Origin of the sequence: Bradyrhizobium sp. S3.2.6, assembly GCF_040546885.1 — a bacterium.
Lineage (GTDB): Bacteria > Pseudomonadota > Alphaproteobacteria > Rhizobiales > Xanthobacteraceae > Bradyrhizobium > Bradyrhizobium cytisi.
Window position 1 is genome coordinate 1 of record NZ_JBEPOS010000026.1, and the last position, 26965, is coordinate 26965.

At 64.3% G+C, this 26965-nt stretch carries 22 protein-coding genes and 1 tRNA gene; 3 read left to right on the forward strand and 20 right to left on the reverse strand.

Translation table 11 applies throughout. The features are described from left to right. Positions 1–249: 249 nt before the first annotated feature. The 7 genes from hflX to dusB all read right to left on the reverse strand — a co-directional run bounded on the left by hflX (position 250) and on the right by dusB (position 9877). On the reverse strand, positions 250–1629 hold the full coding sequence (hflX, locus tag ABID58_RS31625) for a GTPase HflX (RefSeq protein WP_354036820.1): 1380 nt from the start codon (positions 1627–1629) through the stop codon (positions 250–252). An 11-nt stretch (positions 1630–1640) separates the two neighbouring features. After that, positions 1641–1889, reverse strand: a complete 249-nt coding sequence (hfq, locus tag ABID58_RS31630; RefSeq protein WP_007591126.1) for an RNA chaperone Hfq — start codon at positions 1887–1889, stop codon at positions 1641–1643. A 248-nt stretch (positions 1890–2137) separates the two neighbouring features. Further along, positions 2138–3508 (reverse strand): nitrogen assimilation response regulator NtrX, encoded by a 1371-nt coding sequence (gene ntrX, locus ABID58_RS31635; protein ID WP_148752256.1) that lies wholly within the window; start codon positions 3506–3508, stop codon positions 2138–2140. Between the two features lie 18 nt (positions 3509–3526). Further along, positions 3527–5860: a sensor histidine kinase NtrY-like gene (locus tag ABID58_RS31640; protein ID WP_354036821.1), complete on the reverse strand. Its 2334-nt coding sequence runs from the start codon at positions 5858–5860 to the stop codon at positions 3527–3529. Positions 5861–6251: 391 nt separating this feature from the next. Further along, the gene (ntrC, locus tag ABID58_RS31645; RefSeq protein ID WP_148752259.1) at positions 6252–7694 is read right to left on the reverse strand and encodes a nitrogen regulation protein NR(I); all 1443 of its coding nucleotides are present in this window, start codon (positions 7692–7694) and stop codon (positions 6252–6254) included. Between the two features lie 9 nt (positions 7695–7703). Further along, positions 7704–8879: a two-component system sensor histidine kinase NtrB gene (locus ABID58_RS31650; RefSeq protein ID WP_148752261.1), complete on the reverse strand. Its 1176-nt coding sequence runs from the start codon at positions 8877–8879 to the stop codon at positions 7704–7706. Beyond that, positions 8876–9877 (reverse strand): tRNA dihydrouridine synthase DusB, encoded by a 1002-nt coding sequence (gene dusB, locus ABID58_RS31655; protein WP_354036822.1) that lies wholly within the window; start codon positions 9875–9877, stop codon positions 8876–8878. Before dusB ends, ABID58_RS31650 begins: the two co-directional genes overlap by 4 nt. 283 nt (positions 9878–10160) lie before the next feature. On the opposite strand from dusB, the gene ABID58_RS31660 reads away from it, so the two are divergent. Next, a complete protein-coding gene (locus tag ABID58_RS31660; protein WP_354036823.1) occupies positions 10161–11357 on the forward strand; it encodes a bifunctional 2-C-methyl-D-erythritol 4-phosphate cytidylyltransferase/2-C-methyl-D-erythritol 2,4-cyclodiphosphate synthase in 1197 nt (398 codons plus the stop codon). A gap of 3 nt (positions 11358–11360) precedes the next feature. Next, positions 11361–11972, forward strand: a complete 612-nt coding sequence (locus ABID58_RS31665) for a CinA family protein (protein WP_354036824.1) — start codon at positions 11361–11363, stop codon at positions 11970–11972. A gap of 6 nt (positions 11973–11978) precedes the next feature. Here the strand turns inward: ABID58_RS31665 and ABID58_RS31670 are convergent, their stop codons facing one another. The 3 genes from ABID58_RS31670 to lipA form a co-directional block, all read right to left on the reverse strand. Further along, entirely contained in the window at positions 11979–12755 is a 777-nt protein-coding gene (locus ABID58_RS31670; RefSeq protein ID WP_148752268.1) for a mechanosensitive ion channel family protein, read from the reverse strand. 561 nt (positions 12756–13316) lie between these two features. Next, positions 13317–13799 carry a type II toxin-antitoxin system RatA family toxin gene (locus ABID58_RS31675; protein ID WP_148752272.1) on the reverse strand — a complete coding sequence of 161 codons (483 nt, stop codon included), beginning with the start codon at positions 13797–13799 and terminating at the stop codon, positions 13317–13319. 6 nt (positions 13800–13805) lie between these two features. Beyond that, complete coding sequence (lipA, locus tag ABID58_RS31680) at positions 13806–14762, reverse strand: lipoyl synthase (RefSeq protein WP_148752274.1); 957 nt, start codon at positions 14760–14762, stop codon at positions 13806–13808. Positions 14763–14892: 130 nt separating this feature from the next. On the opposite strand from lipA, the gene ABID58_RS31685 reads away from it, so the two are divergent. Next, positions 14893–15495, forward strand: a complete 603-nt coding sequence (locus ABID58_RS31685; protein WP_354036825.1) for a DNA-3-methyladenine glycosylase — start codon at positions 14893–14895, stop codon at positions 15493–15495. 2 nt (positions 15496–15497) lie between these two features. Here the strand turns inward: ABID58_RS31685 and ABID58_RS31690 are convergent, their stop codons facing one another. The 10 genes from ABID58_RS31690 to ABID58_RS31735 form a co-directional block, all read right to left on the reverse strand. Further along, positions 15498–18374, reverse strand: coding sequence for a valine--tRNA ligase (locus ABID58_RS31690; RefSeq protein ID WP_354036826.1), 2877 nt, complete (start codon positions 18372–18374; stop codon positions 15498–15500). Positions 18375–18502: 128 nt separating this feature from the next. After that, the gene (locus ABID58_RS31695) at positions 18503–19282 is read right to left on the reverse strand and encodes a PopZ family protein (protein WP_187434960.1); all 780 of its coding nucleotides are present in this window, start codon (positions 19280–19282) and stop codon (positions 18503–18505) included. A 303-nt stretch (positions 19283–19585) separates the two neighbouring features. Continuing rightward, on the reverse strand, positions 19586–20971 hold the full coding sequence (locus ABID58_RS31700) for a TolC family outer membrane protein (protein WP_354036827.1): 1386 nt from the start codon (positions 20969–20971) through the stop codon (positions 19586–19588). A gap of 203 nt (positions 20972–21174) precedes the next feature. Then, a complete protein-coding gene (locus tag ABID58_RS31705; protein WP_354036828.1) occupies positions 21175–21837 on the reverse strand; it encodes a protein-L-isoaspartate O-methyltransferase family protein in 663 nt (220 codons plus the stop codon). Between the two features lie 137 nt (positions 21838–21974). Beyond that, the gene (locus ABID58_RS31710; protein ID WP_148752283.1) at positions 21975–22154 is read right to left on the reverse strand and encodes a hypothetical protein; all 180 of its coding nucleotides are present in this window, start codon (positions 22152–22154) and stop codon (positions 21975–21977) included. A gap of 212 nt (positions 22155–22366) precedes the next feature. Then, positions 22367–22441 (reverse strand) — tRNA-Asn (locus ABID58_RS31715). Between the two features lie 136 nt (positions 22442–22577). Continuing rightward, positions 22578–22949 carry a hypothetical protein gene (locus tag ABID58_RS31720; protein ID WP_354036829.1) on the reverse strand — a complete coding sequence of 124 codons (372 nt, stop codon included), beginning with the start codon at positions 22947–22949 and terminating at the stop codon, positions 22578–22580. 88 nt (positions 22950–23037) lie between these two features. Beyond that, positions 23038–24747 carry a flotillin family protein gene (locus ABID58_RS31725; RefSeq protein ID WP_354036830.1) on the reverse strand — a complete coding sequence of 570 codons (1710 nt, stop codon included), beginning with the start codon at positions 24745–24747 and terminating at the stop codon, positions 23038–23040. 39 nt (positions 24748–24786) lie between these two features. Beyond that, on the reverse strand, positions 24787–25452 hold the full coding sequence (locus ABID58_RS31730; RefSeq protein ID WP_354036831.1) for an OB-fold-containig protein: 666 nt from the start codon (positions 25450–25452) through the stop codon (positions 24787–24789). 10 nt (positions 25453–25462) lie between these two features. Then, positions 25463–26626: a PspA/IM30 family protein gene (locus ABID58_RS31735; RefSeq protein WP_148752319.1), complete on the reverse strand. Its 1164-nt coding sequence runs from the start codon at positions 26624–26626 to the stop codon at positions 25463–25465. Positions 26627–26965 lie beyond the last annotated feature (339 nt).

Below are 26965 nucleotides of genomic sequence, written 5' to 3' on the forward strand. Positions count from 1 at the left end.
TATTGGTCGCATCGTCGACACCTACACGCCCGCAGAATCCACAAACTACTTCGTGGCCGCAGGGTACTTGCAACCTGATCGGCTAACGCTCTAGTCTAACTCCGCTGTTGTCGCGGCGAAGGCCAGGATCCATTACCCCGACCGTACATGTTGAAGCAGGCTGGAGCCACCAGCGTGCCAATTCCAGCCGTCCGTGGTCATGGGTCCCGGATCTGCGCTTACGCTTGTCCGGGACGACGTGGGGAGAGATCACGCCACGCGCGGCACGGCGTCGAACCTGTTCACCACGATATCCCGCTTGGTCTCGTCCACCCGCACGGTCATGTCGAAGCGGCCGTCGTGCAACTCCTTGGCCAGCACCTCGGAATTGCGGTGCAGCCAGGAGATGCCGGCGCCGTCGGCGGCATCGATGGAGAGGTCGAGCGTGGTGCGCGTGGCCGCCAGCCGTTCCTCGATCGTGGCGAGCAGTGCGTCGATCCCCTCGCCTGATACAGCCGAGACCAGCATCGCCGGATGATCCTCGGGCCTGCGCGCTGCGATGTTGAGCAGCTCTTCGCGTTGCTCGGCATCGTAACGGTCGATCTTGTTCCAGACCTCGATGATGCGACCGGAATCGTCGGGGTTGATACCGAGCTGGCGCAGCACCGCATCGACGTCGCTCTGCTGCGCCTCGGCATCCTCATGCGAGATGTCGCGCACATGCAGGATGACGTCGGCCTCCAGCACCTCTTCCAGCGTGGCGCGGAAGGCGGCGACGAGCTGGGTCGGCAAATTGGAGATGAAGCCGACGGTGTCCGACAGCATCGCCTTGCCGCCATGCGGCAGCGTCAGCGCGCGCAAGGTGGGATCGAGGGTTGCAAACAGCATGTCGGCGGCCTGCACGTCGGCACGGGTCAGGCGGTTGAACAGCGTCGACTTGCCGGCATTGGTGTAACCGACCAGCGCGACGACGCGATACGGCACGCGCTGGCGACCAGCGCGATGCAGCCGCCGCGTCGCCTGCACCTTCTTCAGCTCGCCCTCGAGCTTGGAGATGCGCTCCTGGATCAGGCGGCGGTCGGCCTCGATCTGCGTCTCGCCGGGACCGCCCATGAAGCCGAAACCGCCGCGCTGGCGCTCGAGATGGGTCCACGATCGCACCAGGCGCGAGCGCTGGTAATTGAGATGCGCAAGCTCGACCTGGAGCGAGCCCTCCTTGGTCTTGGCGCGGCGGCCGAAGATTTCCAGAATGAGCCCGGTGCGGTCGAGCACCTTGGCGTGCAGCTCCTTCTCGAGATTACGCTGCTGGATCGGCGCCAGCGCGCAATCCATCACCACGAGCTCGGCGTCGAGGCTCTTGGCCAGCGCGGCGATCTCCTCGACCTTGCCCTTGCCGATATAGGTCGCGGGCCGGATCTGGCTGATCGGCGCGATGACGGCGTCGGCAACGACGAGATCGATGGCGCGCGCGAGGCCGGTGGCTTCGTCGAGCCGGGCCTCGGCGTCGCGCTGGATGTGACTCTCCGATTGCGCGTCGGCACCGCCTGCGCGCACTCGCAAATAGGGGCCGATGACAAGCACCCGCCCCGTCTGCTTAGCCCCTGCCGACCGCGGACGGTCGGCATCCCCGTCGAAATTCCGGGGTTCCAATCAGATCACTCTCAAGCCGGCTGATCCTCGCCGCCTTCGAACAGCTGGATCGGAGCGCCCGGCATGATGGTCGAGATCGCATGCTTGTAGACGAGCTGCGAATGACCGTCGCGCCGAAGCAGCAAACAGAAATTGTCGAACCAGGTCACGATGCCCTGGAGCTTCACTCCGTTGACCAGAAAGATCGTCAGTGGCGTTTTGGTTTTGCGAACGTGATTGAGGAAAGTGTCCTGCAGGTTTTGTGCGCGGTCTGCCGCCATTGTTTTTTTCTCGCTTTGAGTTTCTTTTTATTGCGCCGGTCGTGACCCTGTTTTCAAAAAAGAGGCCTTCTTCCGGTTGCCGTCCCTCATGAGATCCCCCTCGGAGGAACGGCAGATCAATTAGAGGACAGGTCGGCTTGTTAGGCAAGCCGCTTGACGCGGCAGGGCCTGCTCGATTGCCCCGAAAAACTACGGAAATCGATGATTTTTCTCGCTTATCCCTGCGGTCTGACCGGGGCGCCGGGGCCTCAGCCGACGCCCAGCGCCTTCAACTTCCGATGCAGCGCCGAACGTTCCATGCCAACAAACTCGGCCGTGCGAGAAATATTTCCTGAAAAACGGCTGATCTGGGCAATCAAATAGTCGCGCTCGAACACTTCGCGAGCCTCGCGCAGCGGTAGGCCCATGATGTGCTCGCCATTGTTGCTGGTCGGCATCGCCGGCACCATCGAGCCGACATCCTGCGGCAGCATATCGGCGGTGATAATCACCTCCGGTCCGCCCGCGGCCAGAATCATGACTCTCTCAACGTTGTTGCGGAGCTGGCGCACATTGCCCGGCCAGACATGCGATTGCAGCACCGCCATCGCGTCCTGCCCGATCTGCCGCTTGGGCAGGCCGCTGCCGGCCGAGATCTGCTCCATGAAATAGTCGATCAGCTCCGGAATGTCCTCGCGCCGCTCCGAGAGCGCGGGCACGCGGATCGGCACCACCGAAAGCCGATGATAGAGGTCCTCGCGGAAACGGCCGACCGCGATCTCCTCCTCGAGGTTGCGCGCGGTCGAGGAGATGATTCGGACGTCGACCTGAACCTTGCCGGTGCCGCCGACGCGCTGGAACGACTGCTCGACCAGCACGCGCAGGATCTTGTTCTGGGTCTCGCGCGGCATGTCCGCAATCTCGTCGATGAACAGCGTGCCGCCATGGGCTTCCTCGAGTGCACCCGCCTTGCGCGGCTGCTCGCCGTTGGACTGCTCGACGCCGAACAGCTCGTGCTCCATCCGCTCCGGCGTGATCGCGGCGGCATTGATGACGACGAAGGGGCCGTCGGCGCGGCCCGAGGCCGTGTGCAGCGTACGGGCGGCCAATTCCTTGCCCGCGCCGGCGGGGCCGACGATCAGGATGCGGCTGTTGGCCTTGGCCGCGCGCTCGATGGTCTGGCGCAGCTGGTTCACGCTCGGGGAACGGCCGACGAGCTGGCTGGCGCTCGGCGCGAGCTGCTTCAGCTCCTTGACCTCGCGCTTGAGCCGCGAGTTTTCCAGCGCGCGGGTGGCGACCAGGATCAGCCGGTCCGCCTTGAACGGCTTCTCGATGAAGTCATAGGCCCCGCGCTTGATCGCGGCGACCGCGGTCTCGATGTTGCCGTGGCCGGAGATCATCACGACAGGCAGATCGGCATTGTCCTTCTTGACCTGCTCGAGCAGCTGCAAGCCGTCGAGCTTGGAGCCCTGCAGCCAGATGTCGAGGAACACCAGGTGCGGCCGGCGATTGGCGATTTCGGCCAAGGCCGAGTCGCTGTCGCGTGCGGTTCGGGTGACGAAACCCTCGTCCTCGAGGATGCCCGCAACGAGATCCCGAATATCGGCCTCATCATCGACAATCAGAATTTCACTTGCCATGGGGTCGCGCCTATCTTGTCAGATGCCTGATGAGGCTTCGATTTTCGTTGAATCATTGGTCTTTTCAGCGGGCTCTTTGGTTTCGCCCGCCGGCTCTTTTGTTTCCTGCGCCTGCTCGGCTCCCTCGGCCTTCTTGGCCTCGCCGGAGATCGCAAAGCGCATCCGCATCCAGGCGCCGCGCTGGCCTTCGCGGAAGTCGGAGGCGTCCTTCAGCTCGATGCGGCCGCCATGGTCTTCCAGCACGCGGCCGACGATGGCGAGGCCAAGGCCGGTGCCCTTGGCGCGCGTCGTCACATAGGGCTCGAGCAGCCGCGAACGCGCGACCTTGGGCAGGCCGATGCCGTTGTCGACGACGTCGATCAGCACGTCCTCGTCCTCGCGCGACACCACGACGTCGATACGGCCTTTGCCGAGCTCCTCCGCCGGGACCTGCTCGATCGCCTCGGTGGCGTTCTTGATGATGTTGGTGACCGCCTGCGAGATCAGCCGCCGGTCGAACTGGGCGCGCAGCGGATCGTCCCTGAACTCGGCCTCAATCTCGATCTCGGGATGGGCAACCTTCATCAGGAACACCGCCTGCCGCACGGTGTCGGCGACGTCCTCGCCTTCCATCACGGGCTTCGGCATCCGCGCAAAGCGCGAGAACTCGTCGACCATGCGCCTGATATCGTCGACCTGGCGCACGATGGTGTCGGTGCACTGCTCGAAGATCTGCTTGTCCTTGGCCTCGGTAATGTCCTTGCCGAACTTGCGGCGGATGCGCTCGGCGGAGAGCTGGATCGGCGTCAGCGGGTTCTTGATCTCGTGGGCGATACGGCGCGCGACATCGCCCCAGGCCGAGGTGCGCTGCGCCGACACCAGCTCGGTGATGTCGTCGAGCGTGATGATGTAGCTGTCGTGCGGCTGGTTCTTCTCGGCGCTGACGCGCACTGAAAGATTTCGCTCGGTGCCGTCGCGCGTGATCGTGATCTGGCCCTGCACCAGGCGCTGGGTCCCTTCCCGCGACGTCTTCATCATCTCGTCGAGCTCGGGCAGCACGTCGGAGAGCGGATGACCGAGCGTCTCGGCCTCGGAATGCCCGATCAGCTTCTCGGCGGAGCGGTTGAGGATGCCGACGCTGCCCGAGGTGTCGACGCCGATGATGCCGGCGCTTGCAGAGGACAGCACCGCCTCGATGAAGCGGCGGCGGCTGTCGATGAGGTCGCTGGCGTTGACGAGCTCGTCGCGCTGGCTGCGCAATTCCTGCGTCATCTTGTTGAAGGTCTCGCCGAGCTGGGCGAGATCGCCTTCCGATTGGTGCACGGGCACCTTCACATGGAGGTCGCCGGTCGAGACGGTGTGGGCCGCGTTCATCAGCCGCCGGATCGGCGCCACCAACGAGTTGGCGAAGTTCAGGCCGATCAGCACAGAGGCCATCAGGATGGTCAGCGCGATCACCGCAAACATCAGCGCAAACGCCACCTGAATGCCGAGCCGGCGCGACTCGATCTGGGCGTATTCGGCGACGCTGATCTCGGTCTGCTTGAGCTGACTGACGACCTTCGGATCGAGTGGCCGTGCCACGTACAGGAAGGTGTCGCTGAAGGCGCGCAGGCGGATCACTGCCGCGACGTAGCTCGCATCTGGCAGCACCGCGATCTCGGGCTCGGATTCGTTGACGTTGCTGAGGAAGTCCGGCGCCGGGGGCGAATACGCCAGTCGCATGCCGGTGTCAGCTGACTCCAGGATATTGGTGTTCTTGTCGATGATCATCGCGCCCGGCAGATTGCGGGAGCCGGCGCTGGCGGTCAGCAGCTCGCGGAACGACCGGCGATCCTGGTCGTAGAGTGGCCTTGCATGGGCGATGTCATTGGCCATGCCAATGATGTCGCCGCGGATCAATTGCGCATGGTCCTGCATGTAGGCCCGTGCGATATCCAGCGAGTTCTGGATGACTTCCTTGGTCGGCCCCGAGAACAGCCGGTCGAGACCGCGTTCGAGCGTGACGTTGGCGACGACGGAAACAAGCACCGCCGGCAGCACCGCGACGATCGAGAACAGGCTGACGATCTGGACATGCAGGCGCGCCGCCGCCCTGCCCCGCCGCCGCGCCAGGATCAGCTGCCAGAGCTCGCGCACGATGATGCCGACCAGCAGCAGGATCGTGCCCGCATTGATCAGGTAGAACGAGCGGACCACCTCCGGCGTCGGATCGATCCTGGTGAGGCCGGTGAGGACTAGGAAGGTCAGGAGGCCCGACAACAGCGCCAGCGCCACCGCAAACGGCACCAGCCAGCGCCGCACCGACCAACGCCGGGGCTCTTCCGCTGGGGCCGTGTCAAAGGATGCGGCCGAGGTGTCTGCGCTGGTCATTCCGGCAATGGGGTGCTGAAAACGGGTCCGCGATGGGCGGGTACTGATGTATTCGTACCACATTGTTGCCGAATTGTGACAATTCCACGGCGTCCGCGCCGCGACGGACGAGCGCATCCACAGGGGTGGCGGCCGGAACAGAATCAGGCCATCCCGGCTTGACCCGGCATGGACAGGATTTTTCTCGTGATCACGGTGACGGCGATGCTGCTGCTGATCGTGGCTACTGACCTCTTGGTCAATGGCCCCAGCAGGCAGGACCAGACGGCGGAGATGCCAATACGCAGCCGGTCGTGGCGCGCCTGGTCAGATCCGGCGGAACATTTCAGCCCGATGATGCGGACAGGCTCAGCTCACCTTTGGCAGGGGGAGCTGAGCCGCCGTTCCGAAATTAGCCCCCGCTCCGATACACCTGGATATCGAGATCCCGGATCTTCTTCCGCAGCGTGTTGCGGTTGAGGCCGAGCAGATCGGCGGCGCGGATCTGGTTGCCGCGGGTGGCGGCCAGCGCGGCAGTGAGCAGCGGCACCTCGATCTCCTTGAGGATGCGGTGATAGAGGCCCGGCGGCGGCACGCCGTTCGGGAAGCCCTGGAAGTGCGACGAGAGATAGGCCTCCACCGCACCGCCAAGATTGTCGACGCCCTGCTGGACCGCAGCACCTGGGCTGACCGAGGGCGGCGCGAGCTCGCCGTCGATGACGGAGGCCGTGATCACGTCCTGCGGATAGAGCGCAGCGAGGCGCCGGGCGAGGTTTTCGAGCTCGCGCACGTTGCCGGGCCAGCGATGCTGCTTCAGCCGCTCCAGCGCCAGCGAATCGAGCTTCTTCGGCGGCAGGCCGTCCTTCTCGGCCAGCGCGAAGAAGTGACGGATCAGATCGGGCAGGTCCTCGATACGTTCGCGCAAGGGCGGCAGCCGCAGCGGCACGACGTTGAGGCGGAAGAAAAGATCCTCGCGGAACAGACCCTGCTGGATCAGGACGCGCAGATCCTTATTGGAGGCAGCGACGATGCGCACGTCCGTCTTGATCGGCGTACGGCCGCCGACCGTGGTGTATTCGCCCTGCTGCAGCACGCGCAGCAGGCGGGTCTGCGCCTCCATCGGCATGTCGCCGATTTCGTCGAGGAACAGCGTGCCGCCCTCGGCCTGCTCGAAGCGGCCCGACGCTCTGGTGTTGGCGCCGGTGAAGGCGCCGCGCTCATGGCCGAATAATTCGGACTCGATGAGGTCGCGCGGGATAGCCGCCATGTTGACCGCAACGAACGGGCCGTTGCGGCGCTTGCCGTAATCGTGCAGCGCGCGCGCCACCAGCTCTTTGCCGGTGCCGGACTCGCCCGTGATCATCACGGTGAGGTCGGTCTGCATGAGCCGCGCGAGCACGCGGTAGATTTCCTGCATCGCCGGCGAGCGGCCGACCAGCGGGATCGCCTCCATCTCGGCGTCGTCGTCAGGCGTCGCGACCCGCTCCTTCGGCTCGGCTAGTGCACGGCCGACGATGGCGATCAGCTCCTTCAGGTCGAAGGGCTTTGGCAGATATTCATAGGCGCCGCGCTCGGAGGCGCGAATCGCCGTCATGAAGGTGTTTTGCGCGCTCATGACGATGACCGGCAAATTTGGCCGCATCTTCTTGATCCGTGGCAGCAGGTCGAAGGCGTTTTCGTCCGGCATCACCACGTCGGTGATGACGAGATCGCCCTCTCCCTGGCTGACCCAGCGCCACAGCGTCGCGGCATTGCCGGTCAGCCTGACTTCATACCCGGCCCGGGAAAGCGCCTGGTTGAGAACCGTGCGGATGGCGGTGTCGTCATCAGCTACGAGAATGCTACCTGCGGGCATCGTTAATCCTCATTTTGCCCCCTGTGATGCAGACGACGACTTCCCGGCAGAGCCGTCGCGACTGCTGTGATCGGGATGTTTCACCGATGTGGAATACATCGGCATCAGCACGCGAAAGGTGGTCTTGCGCGGCTGAGACTCGCATTCGATGATGCCCCCGTGATCGCCAATGATCTTGGCGACCAGCGCAAGACCGAGGCCAGAGCCGGTCTGCTTGGTGGTCACGAAGGGATCGAACAGATTGGGCAGAAGATCGTCCGGCACGCCTGGTCCATTGTCCCTCACGCAGAATTCAAGCGGCAGGGATACCCGGGATTTTTGACCGGGGACCGACAGGCGCACGCCGGGCCGGAACGCGGTGGTGAGCTGGATCTCGGCGTCGGGGACGTCGATCAGCGCTTCGGCGGCATTTTTCACCAGATTGAGGAACACCTGGATCAGCTGGTCCTGGTTGGCCAGCACCGGCGGTAGCGACGGATCGTAATCCTCGATGAAGCGGATGTTGCGGGCAAAGCCCGACTGCGCCAGCCGCTTCACGTGGTCGAGCACCGAATGGATGTTGACGGGGCCGCGCACCACGGGCCGCTCGTCGCCGAATACCTCCATGCGGTCGACCAGCGTCACGATGCGGTCGGCTTCGTCGCAAATCAGGCGGGTCAGCATGCGGTCTTCGGACGAGGCCTGCTGCTCCAGCAGCTGTGCCGCGCCGCGGATGCCGGAGAGCGGGTTCTTGATCTCGTGTGCCAGCATGGCGGCCAGCGCAATCACCGAACGGGCGGCGCTGCGATGGGTGAGCTGCCGGTCCATCTTGTCGGCGATGGAGCGCTCCTGAAGCATCACCACGATGTGGCCGGGCCGTTCGGTGAGCGGCGCGACATGCAGATCGACCTGGCGGTCGCCGCCCATGCGCGGTGTGCCAAGATCGACCTTGTATTCATTGACCGGCGAGTTCGACGAGCGCACCTGGTCGATCAGCGCCAGCAAGGGACTGCCGAACGGCACCAGCTCTTTCAGCGACTGCCGCTTCAAGAACTGCGTCGAGATATCGAAGAACGCTTCGGTCGCAATATTGGCTGCGACGATCTTGCCGTCCGGTCCGATCATCAGCACGGGATTGGGCAAGGCATCCAGGATCGCGTCGCTCTCGGACAGAAGCGGCCGGCGATGGTCAGCAGCTGAGCTCATGCAGCGGCGCTCCATGCGAAATCGTCGAAGGCATCCTGAAGTGAGCGGTGGACGAGGCCCGGATCCTCAGATGTGAGGATGTTCCGGCGCCAGGCCTTCAGCGTCTCGACCGGCGCGCCGCTCGCACCGGCCGCGACATCAAGCGCCCAGCCGAGATGTTTTCGCGCGTGCTTCAGGCCCACGCGCAGGCCATAGAGCGCGCAGACGCCCTCATAGAGCGTGCGGACATAATGCAGCTGCGTTGCGAGCGACGGCGTGGCTTCCGCCGCCCCGCCGTTCAGGCGCCGGCCGATCTCGCCGGGCAGCCAGGGCTGGCCCTGTGCGCCGCGGCCGATCATCACGGCATCGGCGCCGGAAGCTTCGAGCGCCGCGAGCGCCTTCTCGAACGTGGTGATGTCGCCGTTGACGACGAGCGGAATGGAAATGGCCTCTCGCACCGCGCGGATCGCATCCCAATCGGCCTCGCCCTTGTAGAACTGGCAGCGGGTGCGGCCATGCACGGTGACGAGCTTGATGCCGGCGGCCTCCGCGCGACGCGCGAGCTCCGGCGCGTTGCGGGTGCGGTCGTCCCAGCCGAGCCGCATCTTCAGTGTCACCGGAACCTTCACAGCGGCAATCGTGGCCTCGATCAGGCTGACGGCATGATCGAGGTCGCGCATCAGGGCCGAGCCTGACTGGCCGCCGGTGACGTGGCGGGCGGGACAGCCCATGTTGATGTCGATGATGTCGGCGCCCTCGGCCTCGGCGATCCGGGCGCCTTCCGCCATCCAATGCGCCTCGCAGCCGGCGAGCTGGACCACATGCGGCCCGATCCCGGCCGCTTCGCAGCGCAACCGCGACATGCGGTGACCGTTAGCGAGCTCATCGCTGGCCGTCATTTCGGAGATGACCAGACCCGCCCCAAGTTCGGCGGCCAGCCGGCGGACGGGTGAATCCGTCACTCCCGACATCGGTGCCAGGAAGACCGGGGTAGCGATTTCAATATCGCCTATTTTCAACGGCTTAGAGCCTGATCTTGCCGGGCCGGTCACAGCGGTCTCATTGAGTGGACAGGGGCCTCATCGCGCCTGCCATGGCCTATCTTGCGCACAATTCTTGTGCAGTCAAGCGCCATGCCTACAGTTTAGACAGTTCTGCAAATCTTTCAAGTGCAGTGCAGCAAAATGCTGAATCCCACAATCCGGGGAAACCCCTTTTTTTGCGGGCCTGCCGTGCTAGAGGCATGCCGGCAATCACCCCATGCCCGGCGCCTCTCCTTAAACAGTCGAATATTTGAGTCCTATGGCGAAATCACAGCGCACCGCAGTCGTTCTTGTCGCGGCCGGTCGTGGCCTGCGCGCAGGCGCGGGCGGCCCGAAGCAATATCGTGAGATCGGCGGCGTGCCCGTGATCTACCGCGCCATGGAAGCCTTCAGCACCCACGCCGACGTGTTCGCCGTGCAACCGGTGGTGAACCCCGACGACAGCGCCATGTTCACGGCAACGGTCGCAGGGCTGCAGCACGAGGCGCCGACCAATGGTGGCGCGACGCGTCAGGCCTCGGTGCTCGCCGGTCTCGAAGCGCTCGCCAGGCACAAGCCCGACATCGTCCTGATCCACGACGCCGCGCGTCCCTTCGTCTCGGCCGGCGTGATCTCGCGGGCGATCGAAGCGGCAAGCCGGACGGGCGCGGCGATCCCCGTCGTTCCCGTCACCGACACCATCAAGATCACCAGCGCGGACGGCAATGTCGAGGACACACCCGATCGGGCAAGTCTACGAATCGCGCAGACGCCGCAATCCTTTCGTTTCGACGTCATCCTCGAGGCGCATCGTCGCGCGGCAAAGGACGGACGAGGCGATTTCACCGATGATGCCGCGATCGCCGAATGGGCGGGATTGACGGTTGCGACCTTTGAAGGCGATGTTGCCAACATGAAGCTCACCACTCCCGAGGATTTCGTGCGCGAGGAAGCGCGCCTGGCCAGCCTGCTCGGCGACATCAGGACCGGCACGGGCTATGACGTGCACGCCTTCGGCGACGGCGACCATCTCATGCTCTGCGGCGTGCGCGTGCCGCACACCAAGGGTTTCCTCGCCCATTCCGACGGCGATGTTGGCCTGCATGCGCTGGTCGATGCGATCCTCGGTGCATTGGCCGACGGCGACATCGGCTCGCACTTCCCGCCGAGCGATACCAAGTGGAAGGGCGCCTCCTCCGACCGGTTTCTGAAATACGCCATCGAGCGCGTGACGGCGCGCGGCGGCCGCGTCGCCAATCTCGAAGTCACCATGATCTGCGAGCGGCCGAAGATCGGTCCCTTACGCGACACCATGCGCGCGCGCATCGCCGAGATCTCCGGCGTCGACATCTCCCGCGTCGCGGTGAAGGCGACGACCAGCGAGCGGCTCGGCTTCACCGGCCGCGAGGAAGGCATCGCGGCCACCGCGAGCGCCACCATTCGCCTGCCGTTTAACGAGAAGATTTGGAGCGTCTAGGCCATGGGCGGCAGCGACGCACGCGCCCTCTCCCGCTCGCTGCTCGATTTGTGCCGGATGCGCAAGCTGACGATCGCGACCGCCGAGTCCTGCACCGGCGGTCTTGTTGCCGGCGCCCTGACCGACATCCCCGGCTCGTCTGACGTCATCGATCGCGGCTTCGTCACCTATTCCAACGACGCCAAGCGCGCGATGCTCGGGGTCGAGGCCAGCACGCTCGCCAATTTCGGTGCCGTCAGCAAGGAGACCGCGACCGCGATGGCGGTCGGCGCGCTGGAGCGTGCTGGCGTCGATCTTGCTGTGGCCATCACCGGCATTGCCGGCCCCGGGGGGGCCACGCCCGGCAAGCCGGTCGGCCTCGTCCATTTTGCCGCTGCTGCGCGCGACGGCCGCATCATCCATCGCGAGCAGCGTTTTGGCGCGATCGGCCGCACCGCCGTGCGCCAGCGCTCCGTGGTCGAGGCGCTGCGCATGCTGATGGAACTCGCCCGCGGCCCGCAGGCCGCGGCCAAGCCGCGCCGCACCGCCGCCGCAACGAGACTGCGTCCCCGCGTCACCCGCTCGCCACGCCGGCATGTGGTGAAGCGCCGGCCACCGCGGTCGCCGCGGGGCTGATGCACGCTACGCCGCCGCCAGCAGCGCGCTGGCGTGGTCCAGCACACGCTGCTTGACCGCATCGGTATCCGACGGCTTCACCTTCGCGCTCACCGTCAATTCCACGACAGGCGCGGCCGGATCGGCGGCGATCACCTTGGACACGTTGACGGACGGCTCGGTCCGCGCGTCGACGCGGGGATCGTCGCGCAACTCCTTCAAGATCTGGTCGGCGAGTGTATTGGCTGAACCTGCCCGGACCGGAAACGTCACCTTGACCTCGCCCGTGCCGGGATAGGCGCTGTGATTGATGATCGCTGCGCCCCACACCTGCCCGTTCGGCAACAGAATCTGCGTGTTGTCGGCCGCTACCAGCTCGGTCATGAACAGCGACAGCGATCTCACCTTGCCGGCCTTGCCGCCGACCTCGACGTCATCGCCGATGTGGAAGGGCCGGAACAGCAGCAGCATCACGCCGGCCGCGAGATTGGACAGGGTGCCTTGTAGCGCCAGACCGATTGCGAGGGACGTCGCGCCCAACACCGCAACGAGGCTTGCGGTCTGGATGCCAAACAACTGGAGCACGGCGATGCCGACCACCGCCAGCACGCCGTAGCGCGTAACACTGGACACGAACAGAGTGACGAGCGGATCGACGCGATGGCCGACGGCGAGCATGCGCGTGACGACGCGCTGCATGGCGCCGGACAGGTACCAGCCGATTGCAAGCAGCAGGATCGCGTAGATCGCGTTGAGCCCATACAGGACAAGCGAGGCTTTCAGCGTGTCGAAATTGATGGTCATGATATCTCCAACCGGAACATTCGGTTGAGAACTCGCAGTTGCGGAGAACGATCCCTTTCGAGCCCGACCGACCGTCAGACGCCCGTTGCCGGATCGCATAGGTGAGGTCGACCTGAATTCCCCGGTATCTATCGGCGGGAATACGACATTCAAGGCAGGTCCGATCCTTGCGAGGTTCGCTCGATCCGATGGATGACGGGAAGGTTTTGCTCGATCGCCTTCGCGAGCACAGTTCCCGTGGTCCGACCGAGCTCCTTCGCGATCAACGTGATTGGCTTGGTCCCTGCAAGTTTCCTGAGCCGATTGAGGTCGTCGTCGCTCCACGATTGTTTCCAGCGCGCCATGTCTCCTGGGTCCCGCTACACAAGCCCTGCGCCCGACTCGGACTGTAATTGTCCTCCTCACGAAAAGCAGCCGGTCCAGATGTGCCGTCCACGGCAAGGGGTGTTCCGTCACTCCCCAGCGTTTTGGCACAAACTGCACTTGTCACCGTCGCTCATCGAGGCGTGAGTGGCGTATTACGCCTCGCAGCCGCCGGATGTGGTGAAGGCGGTGGATTGATCAGGACGACGCCAGCTTCGGCCGGCCGTAGATCGCATCGGCCCGCTTCTCGAACGCGGCCGAGAAGCGCGCAAACGCAGCGTCGAACATCGAGCCCATCAGCATGGCCAGCATGCGGCTCTTGAATTCATAGGCGAGGAAGAAGCCTACATCGCAAACGTCATGGCCCTCCTGCTGGCTTTTGGGCTCGAACGTCCAGCGGTTCTCGAGATTGCTGAACGGACCTTGCAGATATTCGACCAGGATTTTCAGATTGGCGCGATCGAGCGTCACGCGGCTGGTGAAGGATTCCTTGACCAGCTTGAACGACACCGTCATGTCGGCGACGAGCACCTCGGTGCCGTCGGGTTTCGCCATGCGCTGACGGATCTTCAGCGCGCTGCACAACGGCACGAATTCCGGGTAGCGCTCGACGTCGGCGACCAGATCAAACATCTTGGATGCGCTGTGATTGACACGGCGCTTGCTCGAAAATTTGGGCATAGCGGTTCAGCGGGCCGTTGCGGCCCGCGCAGCCTTCAGTCTCGCAAAGTCCTCGCCGGCATGATGCGACGAACGGGTGAGCGGGCTCGCCGACACCATAAGGAAGCCCTTGGTGTAAGCCACCTTTTCGTAAGAATTGAACTCGTCCGGCGGCACGTAGCGCATCACGGCGTGATGCTTGCGCGTCGGCTGGAGGTACTGCCCGATGGTGAGGAAGTCGACGTCGGCGGAGCGCAGGTCGTCCATCACCTGCTGCACCTCGTGGCGCTCCTCGCCGAGGCCCACCATGATGCCGGACTTGGTGAAGATCGCGGGATCGAGCTCCTTGACCCGCTGCAACAACCGGATCGAATGGAAATAGCGCGCACCGGGCCGCACGCTGAGATAGCGCGACGGCACGGTCTCGAGATTGTGGTTGAAGACGTCGGGCTTGGCCGCGACGACGATGTCAAGCGCGCCTTCCTTGCGAAGAAAATCGGGCGTCAGGATCTCGATCGTGGTCGAGGGGCACGCGGCCCGGATCGCACGGATAGTCTGTGCAAAATGCTCGGCGCCGCCATCGGCGAGATCGTCGCGGTCGACCGAGGTGATGACGACGTGGGCGAGTCCCAGCTTGGCGACGGCCTCGGCGACGTTCTGCGGCTCGGCCGCATCCAGCGCATTTGGCATGCCGGTCTTGACGTTGCAGAAGGCGCAGGCACGGGTGCAGGTGTCACCCATGATCATGAAGGTCGCGTGCTTCTTGTCCCAGCACTCGCCGATATTCGGGCAGCCCGCCTCCTCGCACACCGTGTGCAGGCCATTGGCGCGCACGATGTTGCGCGTGTCGGCATAGCCGCGGGTATTAGGGGCGCGCACGCGGATCCAGTCCGGCTTCGGCGGCGAAGCGGAATCGGGGCGGTTCACCTTTTCGGGGTGGCGCGGGCGCAACGGGTTCGTGATGGTATCGACAATAACGACCATGGGGTGTCCGGTCTGTTCAGGTCCTACCTAGTCGGTCTGGTTGCCTGCTGCAACCCGGCTCGCCCTGCTTCAGGGAACATGGCAGATATGGGCAATATCCTGCTCTGTTCTCTGGCGATTCTCACGTCGAATGGCTCCAACCTCGAAGACTTCCACACCGCGGCTTGGCAAAGCCCTGAAGCGCGGCTTTTTCGACCGCAATGTCCGCGAGGTCGCGCCCGATTTGATCGGTGCGACCATGCTGGTCGATGGCGTCGGCGGGATCATCGTCGAGGTCGAGGCCTATCATCATACCGAGCCGGCGGCGCACTCCTACAACGGCCCGACGCCGCGGAACCAGATCATGTTCGGCCCGCCCGGCTTTGCCTATATCTATCGTTCCTACGGCATCCACTGGTGCGTCAACTTCGTCTGCGAGGCGGAAGGTTCGGCCGCCGCCGTGCTGATCCGCGCGCTGGAGCCGACGCATGGCCTCGCCGCGATGCGCCGCCGCCGCCACCTCCAGGATCTGCACGCGCTGTGCTCGGGCCCGGGCAAGCTCACCGAAGCGCTTGGGATCACCATCGCGCACAACACACTGCCGCTGGACCGGCCGCCGATCGCGCTGCATGCGCGGACAGAGGATGTCGAGGTCGCGACCGGCATCCGCATCGGCATCACCAAGGCCGTCGAGCTGCCCTGGCGCTATGGCGTCAGGGGTTCGAAATTCCTCAGCAAGCCGTTTCCGAAATAAGGTTACGACGCCTGCTTCAGCCGCTCGAGCGCTTCGAGCAGCTTGGCTTTGCGGGCCAGCGCCGCCTCGCGCTTTTCGCGCTCCTCCTCGACGACCTCTTCGGCCGCGTTGGCGACGAATTTCTCGTTCGCGAGCTTCGACTCGGCGCGCTTGATGTCGGCGTCGGCCTTGCCGATCTCCTTGTCGAGACGCGTGCTCTCGGCGGCGACGTCGATCACGCCCTTCAGCGGCAACGCGGCCACCTCGCCTCGGACGAGGAGCTGAACTGCACCATCGGGCGCGCGGTCGGCAAAGGAGATGTCGGAGAGCCGCGCCATGCGCTTGATGACGTCGATCCAGCGCGGTGCACGTTCCCTGGTCTCGGCTGAGGCACCCACGAGCACGAGCGCCGTCAGCGTCGCCGGCGGGATGTTCATCTCGGCGCGCACCGAGCGGATCTGCGTGACGAGGTCGATCACCCAACCGATTTCGGCTTCAGCCTTCGGATCGGCGAAGTCGGCATGGTCGAAGATCGGCATCACCAATGCCGGCGAGATCAGCGGATCGGTCGGACCGGCCGCAGCCGCAAGCATCGCAAGCTGCTCCGGCGTCGGACCGGACGGCTTCAGCGGCCACGGCGCCAGCGCGAGCAGGCCGTCGCGCTTGGCCGTCACCTCCCAAAGCTCTTCGGTGATGAAGGGCATGAAGGGATGCAGCAGCTTCAAGATCTCGTCGCGCGCCCAGGCAACCATGGCGCGGGTCTCGACCCTCAGCGGGCCGTCGGCGCCGAGCAGCGCAGGCTTTGCGAGCTCGACATACCAGTCGCAATAGACATTCAAGACGAACCGGTACATTGCACTCGCAGCTTCGTTGAAGCTATGAGCTTCAAGCGCCTCTGTAACCTCGCGAGTGGCCTGTGCTGTCTCGTGTGCGATCCAGCGATTCAGCGGCTCCTTCGCCTTCGCCGGCTCAAAGCCTTCCGGCAAGACGCAATCGTTCATCTCCGCGAAGCGACAGGCGTTCCAGAGCTTGGTCGCAAAATTGCGATTGATTTCGACAAGCTGCGACGAAAGCTTGATGTCATGCGTGTGGGCCGCCTCTCGCGCCAACGCAAAGCGGAGAGCATCGGCGCCGTACTCGTCGATGAGGTTGAGCGGGTCGATGACGTTGCCTTTCGACTTCGACATCTTCGCGCCCTTCTCGTCGCGAACGAGGCGATGAATATAGACGGTCGAGAACGGCGCCTCCTTCATGAAGTGAAGGCCCATCATCATCATGCGCGCGACCCAGAAGAAGATGATGTCCCAGCCCGTGACCAGCACGTTGGTCGGGTAATAGCGCTTCACCTCGGGCGCGTCTTCGGGCCAGCCGAGCGTCGAGAACGGCCACAGCGCCGAGGAGAACCAGGTGTCGAGCACGTCCTCGTCGCGGGTGATGAAGCCTTCGCGCTTGTTGCGGTCGAGCGCCATCTCGCGGCCCTGCTCGGCCGTGATGACTTCCTGCTCGACGTAATAGCCGAGCGCGTGGCTGACGGCCTCCTCCTCGGTCTGGGCGACGAAGACCTTGCCGTCGGGCCCGTACCAGGCCGGGATCTGATGGCCCCACCAAAGCTGGCGCGAGATGCACCAGGGCTGGATGTTCTCCATCCACTCGAAATAGGTCTTTTCCCAGTTCTTCGGCACGAACGACGTCTCGCCCGAACGCACCGCCGCGATCGCGGGTTTTGCGAGTGTCTTGGCGTCGACATACCACTGATCGGTGAGATACGGCTCGATCACGCTGTTAGAGCGGTCGCCATGCGGCACCATGTGGGTGTGCGGCTCGATCCGTTCGACGAAGCCGAACGATTCCAGCCGCTCGACGATGCGCTTGCGCGCAGCGAAGCGGTCGACCTTGTTGAACTCCTCGGCGAATTGCGAGGCGCCTTCAGGCAGGCCCTTCAGATAATCCTCGTTGTCGAGGAGATCGAGGCAGCCTTCCTTGTCGAGCACGCTGATGCGGCGCAGGCCGTGGCGATTGCCGACCTCGAAATCGTTGAAGTCGTGCGCCGGCGTCACCTTGACCGCGCCCGAGCCCTTTTCCGGATCGGAATATTCGTCGGCGACGATCTTAATCTTGCGGCCGACCAGCGGCAGGATGACGTTCTTGCCAACCAGCTTCTGGTAGCGCTCATCCTCCGGATGCACAGCCACGCCGGTATCGCCGAGCATGGTCTCCGGGCGCGTCGTGGCGACCACGATAAAGGTCGTGGAATCCTCGGGATTGAAGGTTTTGCCTTCGATCGGATAGCGCAGATACCAGAGGTTGCCCCTGACCTCGGTCTGTTGCACTTCGAGGTCGGAGATCGCGGTCAAGAGCTTGGTGTCCCAGTTCACCAGCCGCTTGTCCTTGTAGATCAGGCCGTCGCGGTGCAGTTCGACGAACACCTTGACGACCGCCTTCGACAGGCCCTCGTCCATGGTGAAGCGCTCGCGCGACCAGTCGCAGGAGGCGCCGAGGCGCTTGAGCTGGTTGATGATGGTGTCGCCGCTCTCGGCTTTCCATTGCCAGACCCGCTCCAGAAACTTCTCACGGCCCATCTCGCGACGGCCGGGCTGCTGGCGCTCCATCAGCTGGCGCTCCACCACCATCTGGGTGGCGATACCGGCATGGTCGGTACCGGGCTGCCACAGCACGTCGCGGCCCCGCATCCGCTCGAACCGGCACAGGATATCCTGCAGCGTGTTGTTGAGGGCGTGGCCCATGTGCAGCGAGCCCGTCACGTTCGGCGGCGGGATCACGATGGTAAAGGGCACGGCGTCGCGGCGGTCGGGGCGACCGGCCTTGAAGGCAAGGCTGTCCTCCCACACGACGGACATGCGGGCTTCAATATCGGCGGGCTGGTAGTTTTTCTCGATCATGGGGCGCTAGAAAGCCGCGCGCGGGGTTCAAGTCAACGGAAAGCTCAGCGGCAAAAGGGCTTTCCGGCCCGACCGGCAGGTCGATTATGACACAGGAGCAGGGTTTTATCGGGGTCGAGCGGCCTACTTCAGCGGCCGCCGCGAGAGACCCGCTCGATTTCGGCCTTCACGATGCGTTCGACGAGGCCCGGCAGATTGTCGTCGAGCCAGGATTTCAGCATCGGACGCAGCATCTCCTTGACCAGATCCTCCAGCGTCCGCGCATTGCTGCTGAGCACCGTGTGGGCCAGGGAATTGAAGGCGGATTCGACCGCCGAGACGGTCGACTGGGCCAGGATCGGCTGCTGCGGCGGCAGTGGCGGCGCATCGAAGTCGACCGATGCATAGGATGGCGGCGGCGATGTCGGACGGGGCGGCGGCGCTTCGGCGAATTCGAGATCGTCGCGCGGCTCGACCCTGTGGAAGCTCGGCGGCGGTGGCGCGGGCGTCGGCTCCGGGTCCATCGCCATCTCGTCGGTCAGCTCGAGCACGTCGGGTTCGGGCTCAGGCTCGGGTTCGGGGACCCGCACTTCTGGCGCAGGCGTAGCTTCGTCGAGGCCCGCCAGCAGCGCGTCGATGTCGTCCTGGTTGTTGGGGCCGACATCCGCTGCTGGCGCAGGGGGCGGCGCCGGCGCGGGCTTCGCGGCCGGCGGTGGCGCGGGCTTTTCAGCGGCAGGTTTTGCAGGCGCGACCTTGGATGGTGGAATGTCGGCCATCGCCTGGGGCTTTGGTGCGGGCGTGGCGGGTGCCGGCGCGGGCTTTGCAGCCTCTGCGGGCGGCGGCTTGGCCTCATCATCGGCAATGATGCGCCGGATCGAGGCCAGAATCTCCTCCATGGAGGGTTCTGTGACCTTTGCAGGCTGCGTCATCTCCGACTCCACATCATCAACGCCCTCGCATGCGTTGTTTTACACCAAGCACGACAGGATTGGCCGGTTCCGGATGTGCGCCCCGACATTTTCGTCGCGACAGCCAGACTTGTCCCCAGATCACGGCTCAACGTGAGGCGGCGCGCCCCAGCCCCGTCACTCAAGCATTACGCATGCAACATTGGATGCGGGGCGAATCGACCCGCAGCTTCTTGGCAAGGCTATGTCAGGGATTTTGGTGATTGCAAGCAAAGCACCGGTCGGCCATGGCAGTTTGCGAGGCCGACCGGAGGACTACGGGTCTTAGCGTCCGTCGGGCGTACGCACGCCGACCCAGCTATCGCGGACCTGCTGGTAGTGCACGCTCGGATCGTAGACCGTGGTGTTGAGTCCGAGCACCTGCGGTGCAAGGCGGCCAACCGCGTTGAGCACCGAATAGGACGCCACCACGCGGTCATGCTGGGCCGTGACGAGTGCAACGCGTGCGTTCACCAGGGCCTGCTGTGCGTTGAGCACGTCGAGCGTGGTGCGCTGGCCGGCCTTGGCCTCTTCGCGGACGCCGTTCAGCGCGATCTCGGAAGCCGTGACCTGCGCCTGCGCGGACTGCACTTGCGCCTTGCCGGCTTCCAACTGGCCCCAGGCCTGCACGACGTTCGCGCGGGTCTGGTCGCGGGTGGTTTCAAGATTCAGGCGCTGCTGCGCCAAGTTCTCTTTCGATTGGCGGATCAGCGCATATTCAGCGCCGCCTTGAAAGATCGGCACCGAAGCAGTCGCGATGGCGGACGCGGTATTCGTTCGGAAAACCTGGAGGGTCTGCTGGTAGGCCGTACTCACGCCAGCTTGAACCGTGACCGTCGGCAGCAGTGCGCCTTCGTTGATCTTAACCTGAAGATAGTTGACGTCGATGCCGTACATCGACGCCGTGACGTTGGGATTCTCCACCAGGCTGAGACTGACCGCAGAGGCGATCGTCCCGGGCAGGAAGCGATCGACCGGCGAGCCGGGAGCAAGGTTGGTCGGCTCGTTTCCGATGATCCGGCGGAAAGTCGCGCGCGTCGTCGTGAGATTCGATTCGGCGGTCAGCGCTTGAGTCTTGCCGGCAGCCAGCTGCGCTTCGGATTGCGCCACGTCTGTGCGCGTGACCTCGCCGACGTTGAAGCGATCTCGCGTTTGCTTGAGCGTCTGCTCGAGCACGCGCACGTTGCTGCGCTGAACTTCGAGAGTTGCCGCGTCACGCAGGTAGTCCATGTAGCTCGTGGCAGCCTGCAGCAGGACCGTCTGCTCGAGCACACGCAACGCCTCGCGGGAGCCCGAGACCTGGCTCTCCGCCGCGCGCGTTCTGTTGGCAGTCTGATTGCCGTTGTAGAGCGTCTGATTAACGGTCAGGCTCGCACTGTTGGACTGGAGGACGCCATTGAATGTCGCTCCCTTCTGCGCTTGCTGGGTATCCTGATATTGATACCCGGTGCCGAGGGTCACATTGACCTTGGGGCGGTAGCCCGACAAGGCCTGCGGCACACCTTCGTCGGTCGAGCGCACCTGAGCGCGCTGTGCGTTGAGCTGCGGATTGTTCTGATAGGCGCGCACCAGCGCGGCCTCGATCGTATCCGCCAAGGTAGGCGTCGTCCCGGCCAGTGCCAGCAGCAGGACCGAAACCGCAGCTCCGGTGAAGAGCTTCACCCCATGCATCCGAAAATCCGTTCATTTTAACGCCCGGCTCGTGCCCGCGAGCCGGGTTACCGTATCCAAGTGGAGTCGTTGCCCCGCTGCAACATAGGACGCGGCCGAGCGCAACGGAACTACCTCCGGGTTGTTCTCAGCGGAAACTCTTCACGTGCAGCATCCCGGCCACACTTCTGATTCAGAACGGGATTTTAACGGGGTTTCGGCCGTCAGAAGACGAAGGCGGCGGCCCGTTCCAGCCCCGGAAGCACCGGGGCGGCGGCGTCGAACAGCGACCGATGGCCGAATTCGCCGTGGGTACGGGTCACGATCATGGCCCGTGATGGCCGGGATTCGGCCGTGACCCCCACCAGGCGTCCCCCTTCCCTGAGCTGGCCGAACAGCCCGTCCGGCGTCACTTCGGTCGCGCCGTTGAGGATGATCACGTCATAGGGCGCGGCAGCCGGATCGCCCTCGGCACAGGCGGCGACCTTGCAGGTCACGTTGGTGAGCCCGAGCCCGGCGAAGGCGTCCTTGGCTTTCGCAGCCAGAGCCGAATCGCTCTCCGTTGCCGTGACCTGGCGCGCAAGCTTGGCGGCCAGCGCGGCGAGGTAGCCGGTGGCGCAGCCGACGACCAGCACGTTGTCGCTTTCGCCGATCTCGGCGGCCTGGAGCAGCTTGCCGATCAGCTGCGGCTTGATCAGGAAGCGCTTGGCGCCGCCCTCGCTCACATCGAGATCGAGGTCGAGATAGGCCAGCGCCTGCCGGTTCGCCGGCACAAAGGCCTCGCGGGGAACCGTGAGCATGGCATCGAGAATGCCGCGATCGGTGACGTCATTGGTGCGCACCTGGCCATCGACCATTTTTAGGCGCGCGGTCGAGAAACCGGACATTTGCGGACCCTGCAAGGCGGACAATAGCCGCGGACGAAACTTGGCGGCATATTTGGAGCAGGCTCCGCGAAAACGCAACACGTCCGTTGGCCGGTGAACCAACGGCGACGCCACGCAGGCATCGGAGGCGAGATGGCCTATTCGATCGCGACGGCAAGGCGGCCGATCAGGGCCGCCACTTCGTCCAGCCGCGCCGAATCGGGGGTCTCGACCGCGCGGGCCAGACAAGCCAGGCATTCATCGTCGCTCAGCTCGGGAATATCGGCCGGCAGAATCGAGGGGGCCAGGTGGGCGCGGTCGATCTGGATGTCGGGCATGGGAATCAGCTCCGTAAGAGTCCGGCCCCACCAAGCTCGATTCGAATTAAGTCGATTTGGTGCCGTCTGCGTAGTGGGGATGCCGCCGTCCCACACATCCGCTTGAGCGCGATTCTGCTGGACGCAAGCGTAACGACGCGGAGAAACTGATCGTGCGACATCGCGCGCCGCATCAGCGAACGCCAACAAATAATTGAAAACGAAGCGGAATTTGGCTCCCCGGGCTGGATTCGAACCAGCGACCATCCGATTAACAGTCGGATGCTCTACCGCTGAGCTACCGAGGAAAAGGCGAACCAGTCGTTCGCGCGCGGCTGCGTATAACAAAGCCGGTTGCGCTTGCAAAGGACGAATTCGTCATCCTTCGCAAAGCATTGAGGAAGGGCCCGCCGGGTCCCTCTTCGGGCCTGGGTCAAGTCAAGATTACTCAGCGGTGAAGGACGTGGTCTTGGTGCCGGGATCGTAGCGCAGCCGGAGCGCGGTCATCTTGCAGAGATTGACGTTCTTCCAGAGCACCGACTCGTCATAGTTCTGCCAGTCGACGCGGATGTTCCAGACGCAGCCCTCGTCGTCCTCGTCGAACTCGACATAGGTCGAGGCCTGGTTCTGCAAAACCTTGTCCAGCTCGTTGTCCCATTCGTCCAGGCCATCGTCCGGCGCGTTGAAGCCGAGGAATTTGATGGCATAACCGGTCTCGTTGACGACGGTGACGTTGCGGGCATCGGCGGCGAACGACGACGAAGCACCTGCGATCGCAAGTCCGATCGCGATCAGTCCAGACAGAAAAAACTTCATGTGAAATTCTCCGGCTCGTTGCGCGACGCGAGACGCGCAACGAGCCAGTTCATATCGTTTCGAATTCTCCGCAGCAATGAACCGGCATTCATAGATCGGCGGTGTTTGTCTTCTCCGGCGCAGGTACGGCCGGCGGCGTTACCGCGGCACCATTGGCCTTGCCGGTAACAGCGCCGACCAGCGCCTTCACGGGATCATCGCCCGGCGCAAAACCGCTCTGGCGCAGGATCTCGTCGATCATCGGACGCAGCGCGTGGACCTTGAGGAGCTCGCCGGCAAGCCCCTCACCGAAGCCGACGCCGCCGCCCGCAGCCCCGTTTCCATTGCCGCCGAAGGCGCCGCCGGTGTGCAGGATGCGAACGTCCTTGAGGTTGCCGATCGGCCTGACCATCTCGGCCAGTGCCAACGGCATCGTCTCAATCCGCTTCTTGGCGAGCTCGAAATCGATGACGTTGGTGCCAAGCTTGTTCTGCGCTTCGTTCTTGAGCGTAATGACGGCAGCCTCCGCCTCACCGATATTCCTGACGCCGACCGCCTTGATCTTGTTCGACTCGGCTTCAGCCGTGGCCAGCGTCTTGACAGCCTCGGCGCGGTCCAGCGACGCCTTCTTCTCGGCTTCGGCCGCCACGATCAGCTCGGTCGATTTGCGCTCGGCCTCGGTGCGGGCGGCGAGCACCTGGGTAAGGCGGGAACGGTCGGCGACCTCGACGGCGCGCGCGGTCACGACCTTTTCCTCTGCCGAGACGGCGAGCGCTTCAGCGGCCTTGGCCTCGGCGACGGCTTCCGAGGTCTGCTTGCTCTTGGATGCGATCTGGATCTCGTTCTCCTGCGTTGCGATCTGGATTTCGCGCTGCGCGTCGGTCTTGCGCTTGTTGATCGCCAGATCGGACTCGATGACCGCGGTTTCCTTGACCTGCTTGGCGCCAGCTTCCTTCTCCGCGACCGCACGGTCGGTGTCGATGCGTGCGTTCTCCTCGGTCAGGCGCGCGGTCTGCGTCGCGGTTGCGACTTCAGCCCTCGTGCTCGCGGTCTTGTTGGCGATGTCGCGCTCCTGCGACAGCTCGGCCTCCTTCTTGGTCCGCTCGATCGTCAGCGTCTGCTGCCGCGCCTCGAGGTCCTTTTGCGCGATTGCTACTTCGTTGTCGCGCACGATCGAGTTACGGTCGCGCCTGCGCGTCTCGGTGACGGTTTTCAGCTGGGTCAGGCCTTCGGCGTCGAAAAAGTTTTCCGGATTGAAGAACTTCACATCGGTCTGGTCGAGCTTGGTCAGCGAAACCGACTCCAGCTCGAGACCGTTGGATTTCACGTCGGACTCCACGGTCGCCTGCACGTGCTTGACGAAATCGCTGCGCTTTTCCTGCAGCTCCAGGATGGTCATGGTGGCCGCCACCGAACGCAGGCCGTCGACAAATTTTGCCTCGACCTGGTTACGCAGGGCTTCGGCGTCATTCGTCAGCGCGCCCAGCGTCTGGCTCGCGAGCGCAATACTCTCATCGTCGGGCCGGACGCGGACGTAGAATTCGGCGACGATGTCGACGCGGAGGCGGTCCTTGGTGATCAGGGATTCCCGCTCCTTGCGCTCGACGGTCAGCCGCAGCGTCTTCAGATTGACGCTGGCGTAGGAGTGGAAGATCGGCAGGATCATGGCGCCGCCATCGAGCACGACCTTCTTGCCGCCGAGGCCGGTGCGCACGAAGGCCTCGTCGCGGGTGGCGCGCTTGTAGAGGATGGTGAAGACGATCCCGAGGACGACGATCAGCGCGACGCCGATCGTGGCCGGGACTGCGATGTCGAACATGACTTTCTCCAATAATGACTTGCTGGCTGCTTAGATTGATTAGAGTGGACTTGTTAGAGTGGGCCTGGACGGATTGAGTTCATCGTCGGCCTTGACCGCCACGAAGCGGGTGCCGGCGCGATCGACCAGAAGGACCAGGGTTCCCTGCGGCAATGGGCCCGATGCGGGCGCTGCAACCGCCCAGACGAAATGCCTGTTGCCGTGGATGTCGGCGACGCTGACGCGGCCGGGCGGCCCCTGATCGAGCGGGCCGATGACGACCTCGCCGACGCGGCCGACGAGATCGCCGAGGCCAACCACATAGCTTTCATCCCTGGGAATGATCCGCGCGATGGCCCCACTTGCGGCGCGGACCAGCGGCACCGACACCGCCACCGCCCCGACCGACGCGAGTGTCGCCGGCAAGGGACCGGCGATCATCCGCGCAATGTCCTGGATCAGGAAGCCGGTGATGGAAAAGGCGCCGAGCGCCAGCAGCAGGAAGATCAAGAGCGGCACGCCGCCGACATTGATCCAGGAGATGGCGTTGATCACCCCATTGTCGCTGGGATGACCGAAATCGATGTTGGTGCCGAGCATCTCGCTCAGCGACGCCCCGACCAGCATCGAGACGACCTCAATAGAGCCAACGATGAGGATCATGGCCGCCGCGATCGCGAACGGCCTGACCTCCGGCGAAATCACGTGCTCGAGCAGAGCGCTCATGACACATTACTCAAGAGCGCGATTTCAACCGCGCCAGCCTCGCTGCAATCTCCTTGTCGCGATGCAACGTGCTGAGCTCGTCGATGTCGCTCGAATACGGAATGCCTTGCGGCACGCCGGTGGCGCGCGCCACAGCCTTGCCCGCACGCAGTGCTTTCGCCGCGGCCGAGGCGCCGCCCTGTTTTCGGGGTGACGTCGAGGCCTGGTGGCTTGCGAGAGCCTCGCTCTTCTGGAGATCGGCGCGGCGCTGCTCGGCATCCTGGAGCGCCGACAGCACGGCACGCAGCGAGGTGACACTATTCTCGATCTTCTCATTGTTCTCGTCGATGGCGCGGGAGAGCACCTCGAACTGCGCCTCCAGATCCATCTGCCGCGCGATGCCGGCGCGGGCGAGATCGTCGCGGCTATCCGCGATCGCGCCCTCGATCTTCGCGGCGAGATCTGTCATCTCGCGCTCGATCTCGGTGCGCCGAGCATTGAGCCGGTATTCCTCGGCACGCGCGGCCGCGAGCGCATCGCGCGCTTCGCTCTCCGCGCGCTCGATCTCGCGGATGGCCTGTCCGACCACCCCAAGCTTGTTCTTGCCTTCCGCCTGCTCGATCGCGTCATAGGCGATGCCGGCGATCAGACGTCCGACCCGGGACAGGAAATTTTCGGGAGCGGCAGCGATGGTATCCATAGCGTTCTCCTCCTCTGGCAGACTGTTCGGCGTGACGCCGTAGTGAACCTCGAAACCGTCGTCGGTGCGGATCAGGTGCGCGGGCACGCTCTGCCCCCAGCCCTCCGCGTAGCCGACGTAGTCGAAGGGCACGCTGAAGCGGCCCTGCACGGTTGAAATCGAAATGGTCGCCGGGCCCTTGATCTTGGCGAGCTTGTCGTCGAGCGGCAGGCGGCGGCCTTGCGCTGCGCGATAGTCGGCGCGGTCGCGCAGGCCCAGCGTCACCAGCCGCGACGGCAGCGCGGTCTGCTTGCGGATCGGCTCATAGGCATGGGCATGCAGCAGGACGACGTTGGAGCCCACATTATGGGTCCGCGCGACCTCGTCGAGGATCTCCATCATGCGGTCATAAGCCCTAAACGTCGCCTCCATCGCGGCCCTGGCGGCCGGGTCAGGGGCTAGCCTGTAACGCAGCGCCGAAGGCGCATGTCGGGGCGACGGGCTCATGGAAAGCACTAAAGCACCATTTTAGTGCTTTACAAGAGGGAAGGTCGATCACGTTCCGCTGATCCTGATGCACTCTGAGGGTTAGTCGCTGTCGCGCCGGGCCGCGTTCAAGGCGGGCCATCACCTCTAGATCACCGCCAATCAAAGACTTCTTGCACGCACGGGTTGCAATTTAAGCAAAGGCGCGAGCTGCGTCGGCGGCATGAGACCCAGGTTGAGACGCATGTCCTCTCGGCTCCGTCATTGCGAGGAGCCCGCGACAAAATTGCGAAGCAATTTTGCGCTGGTGCAACGAGGCAATCCAGAGTCTTTCCGCGGTGGGATTCTGGATTGCTTTGCTGCGCTCGC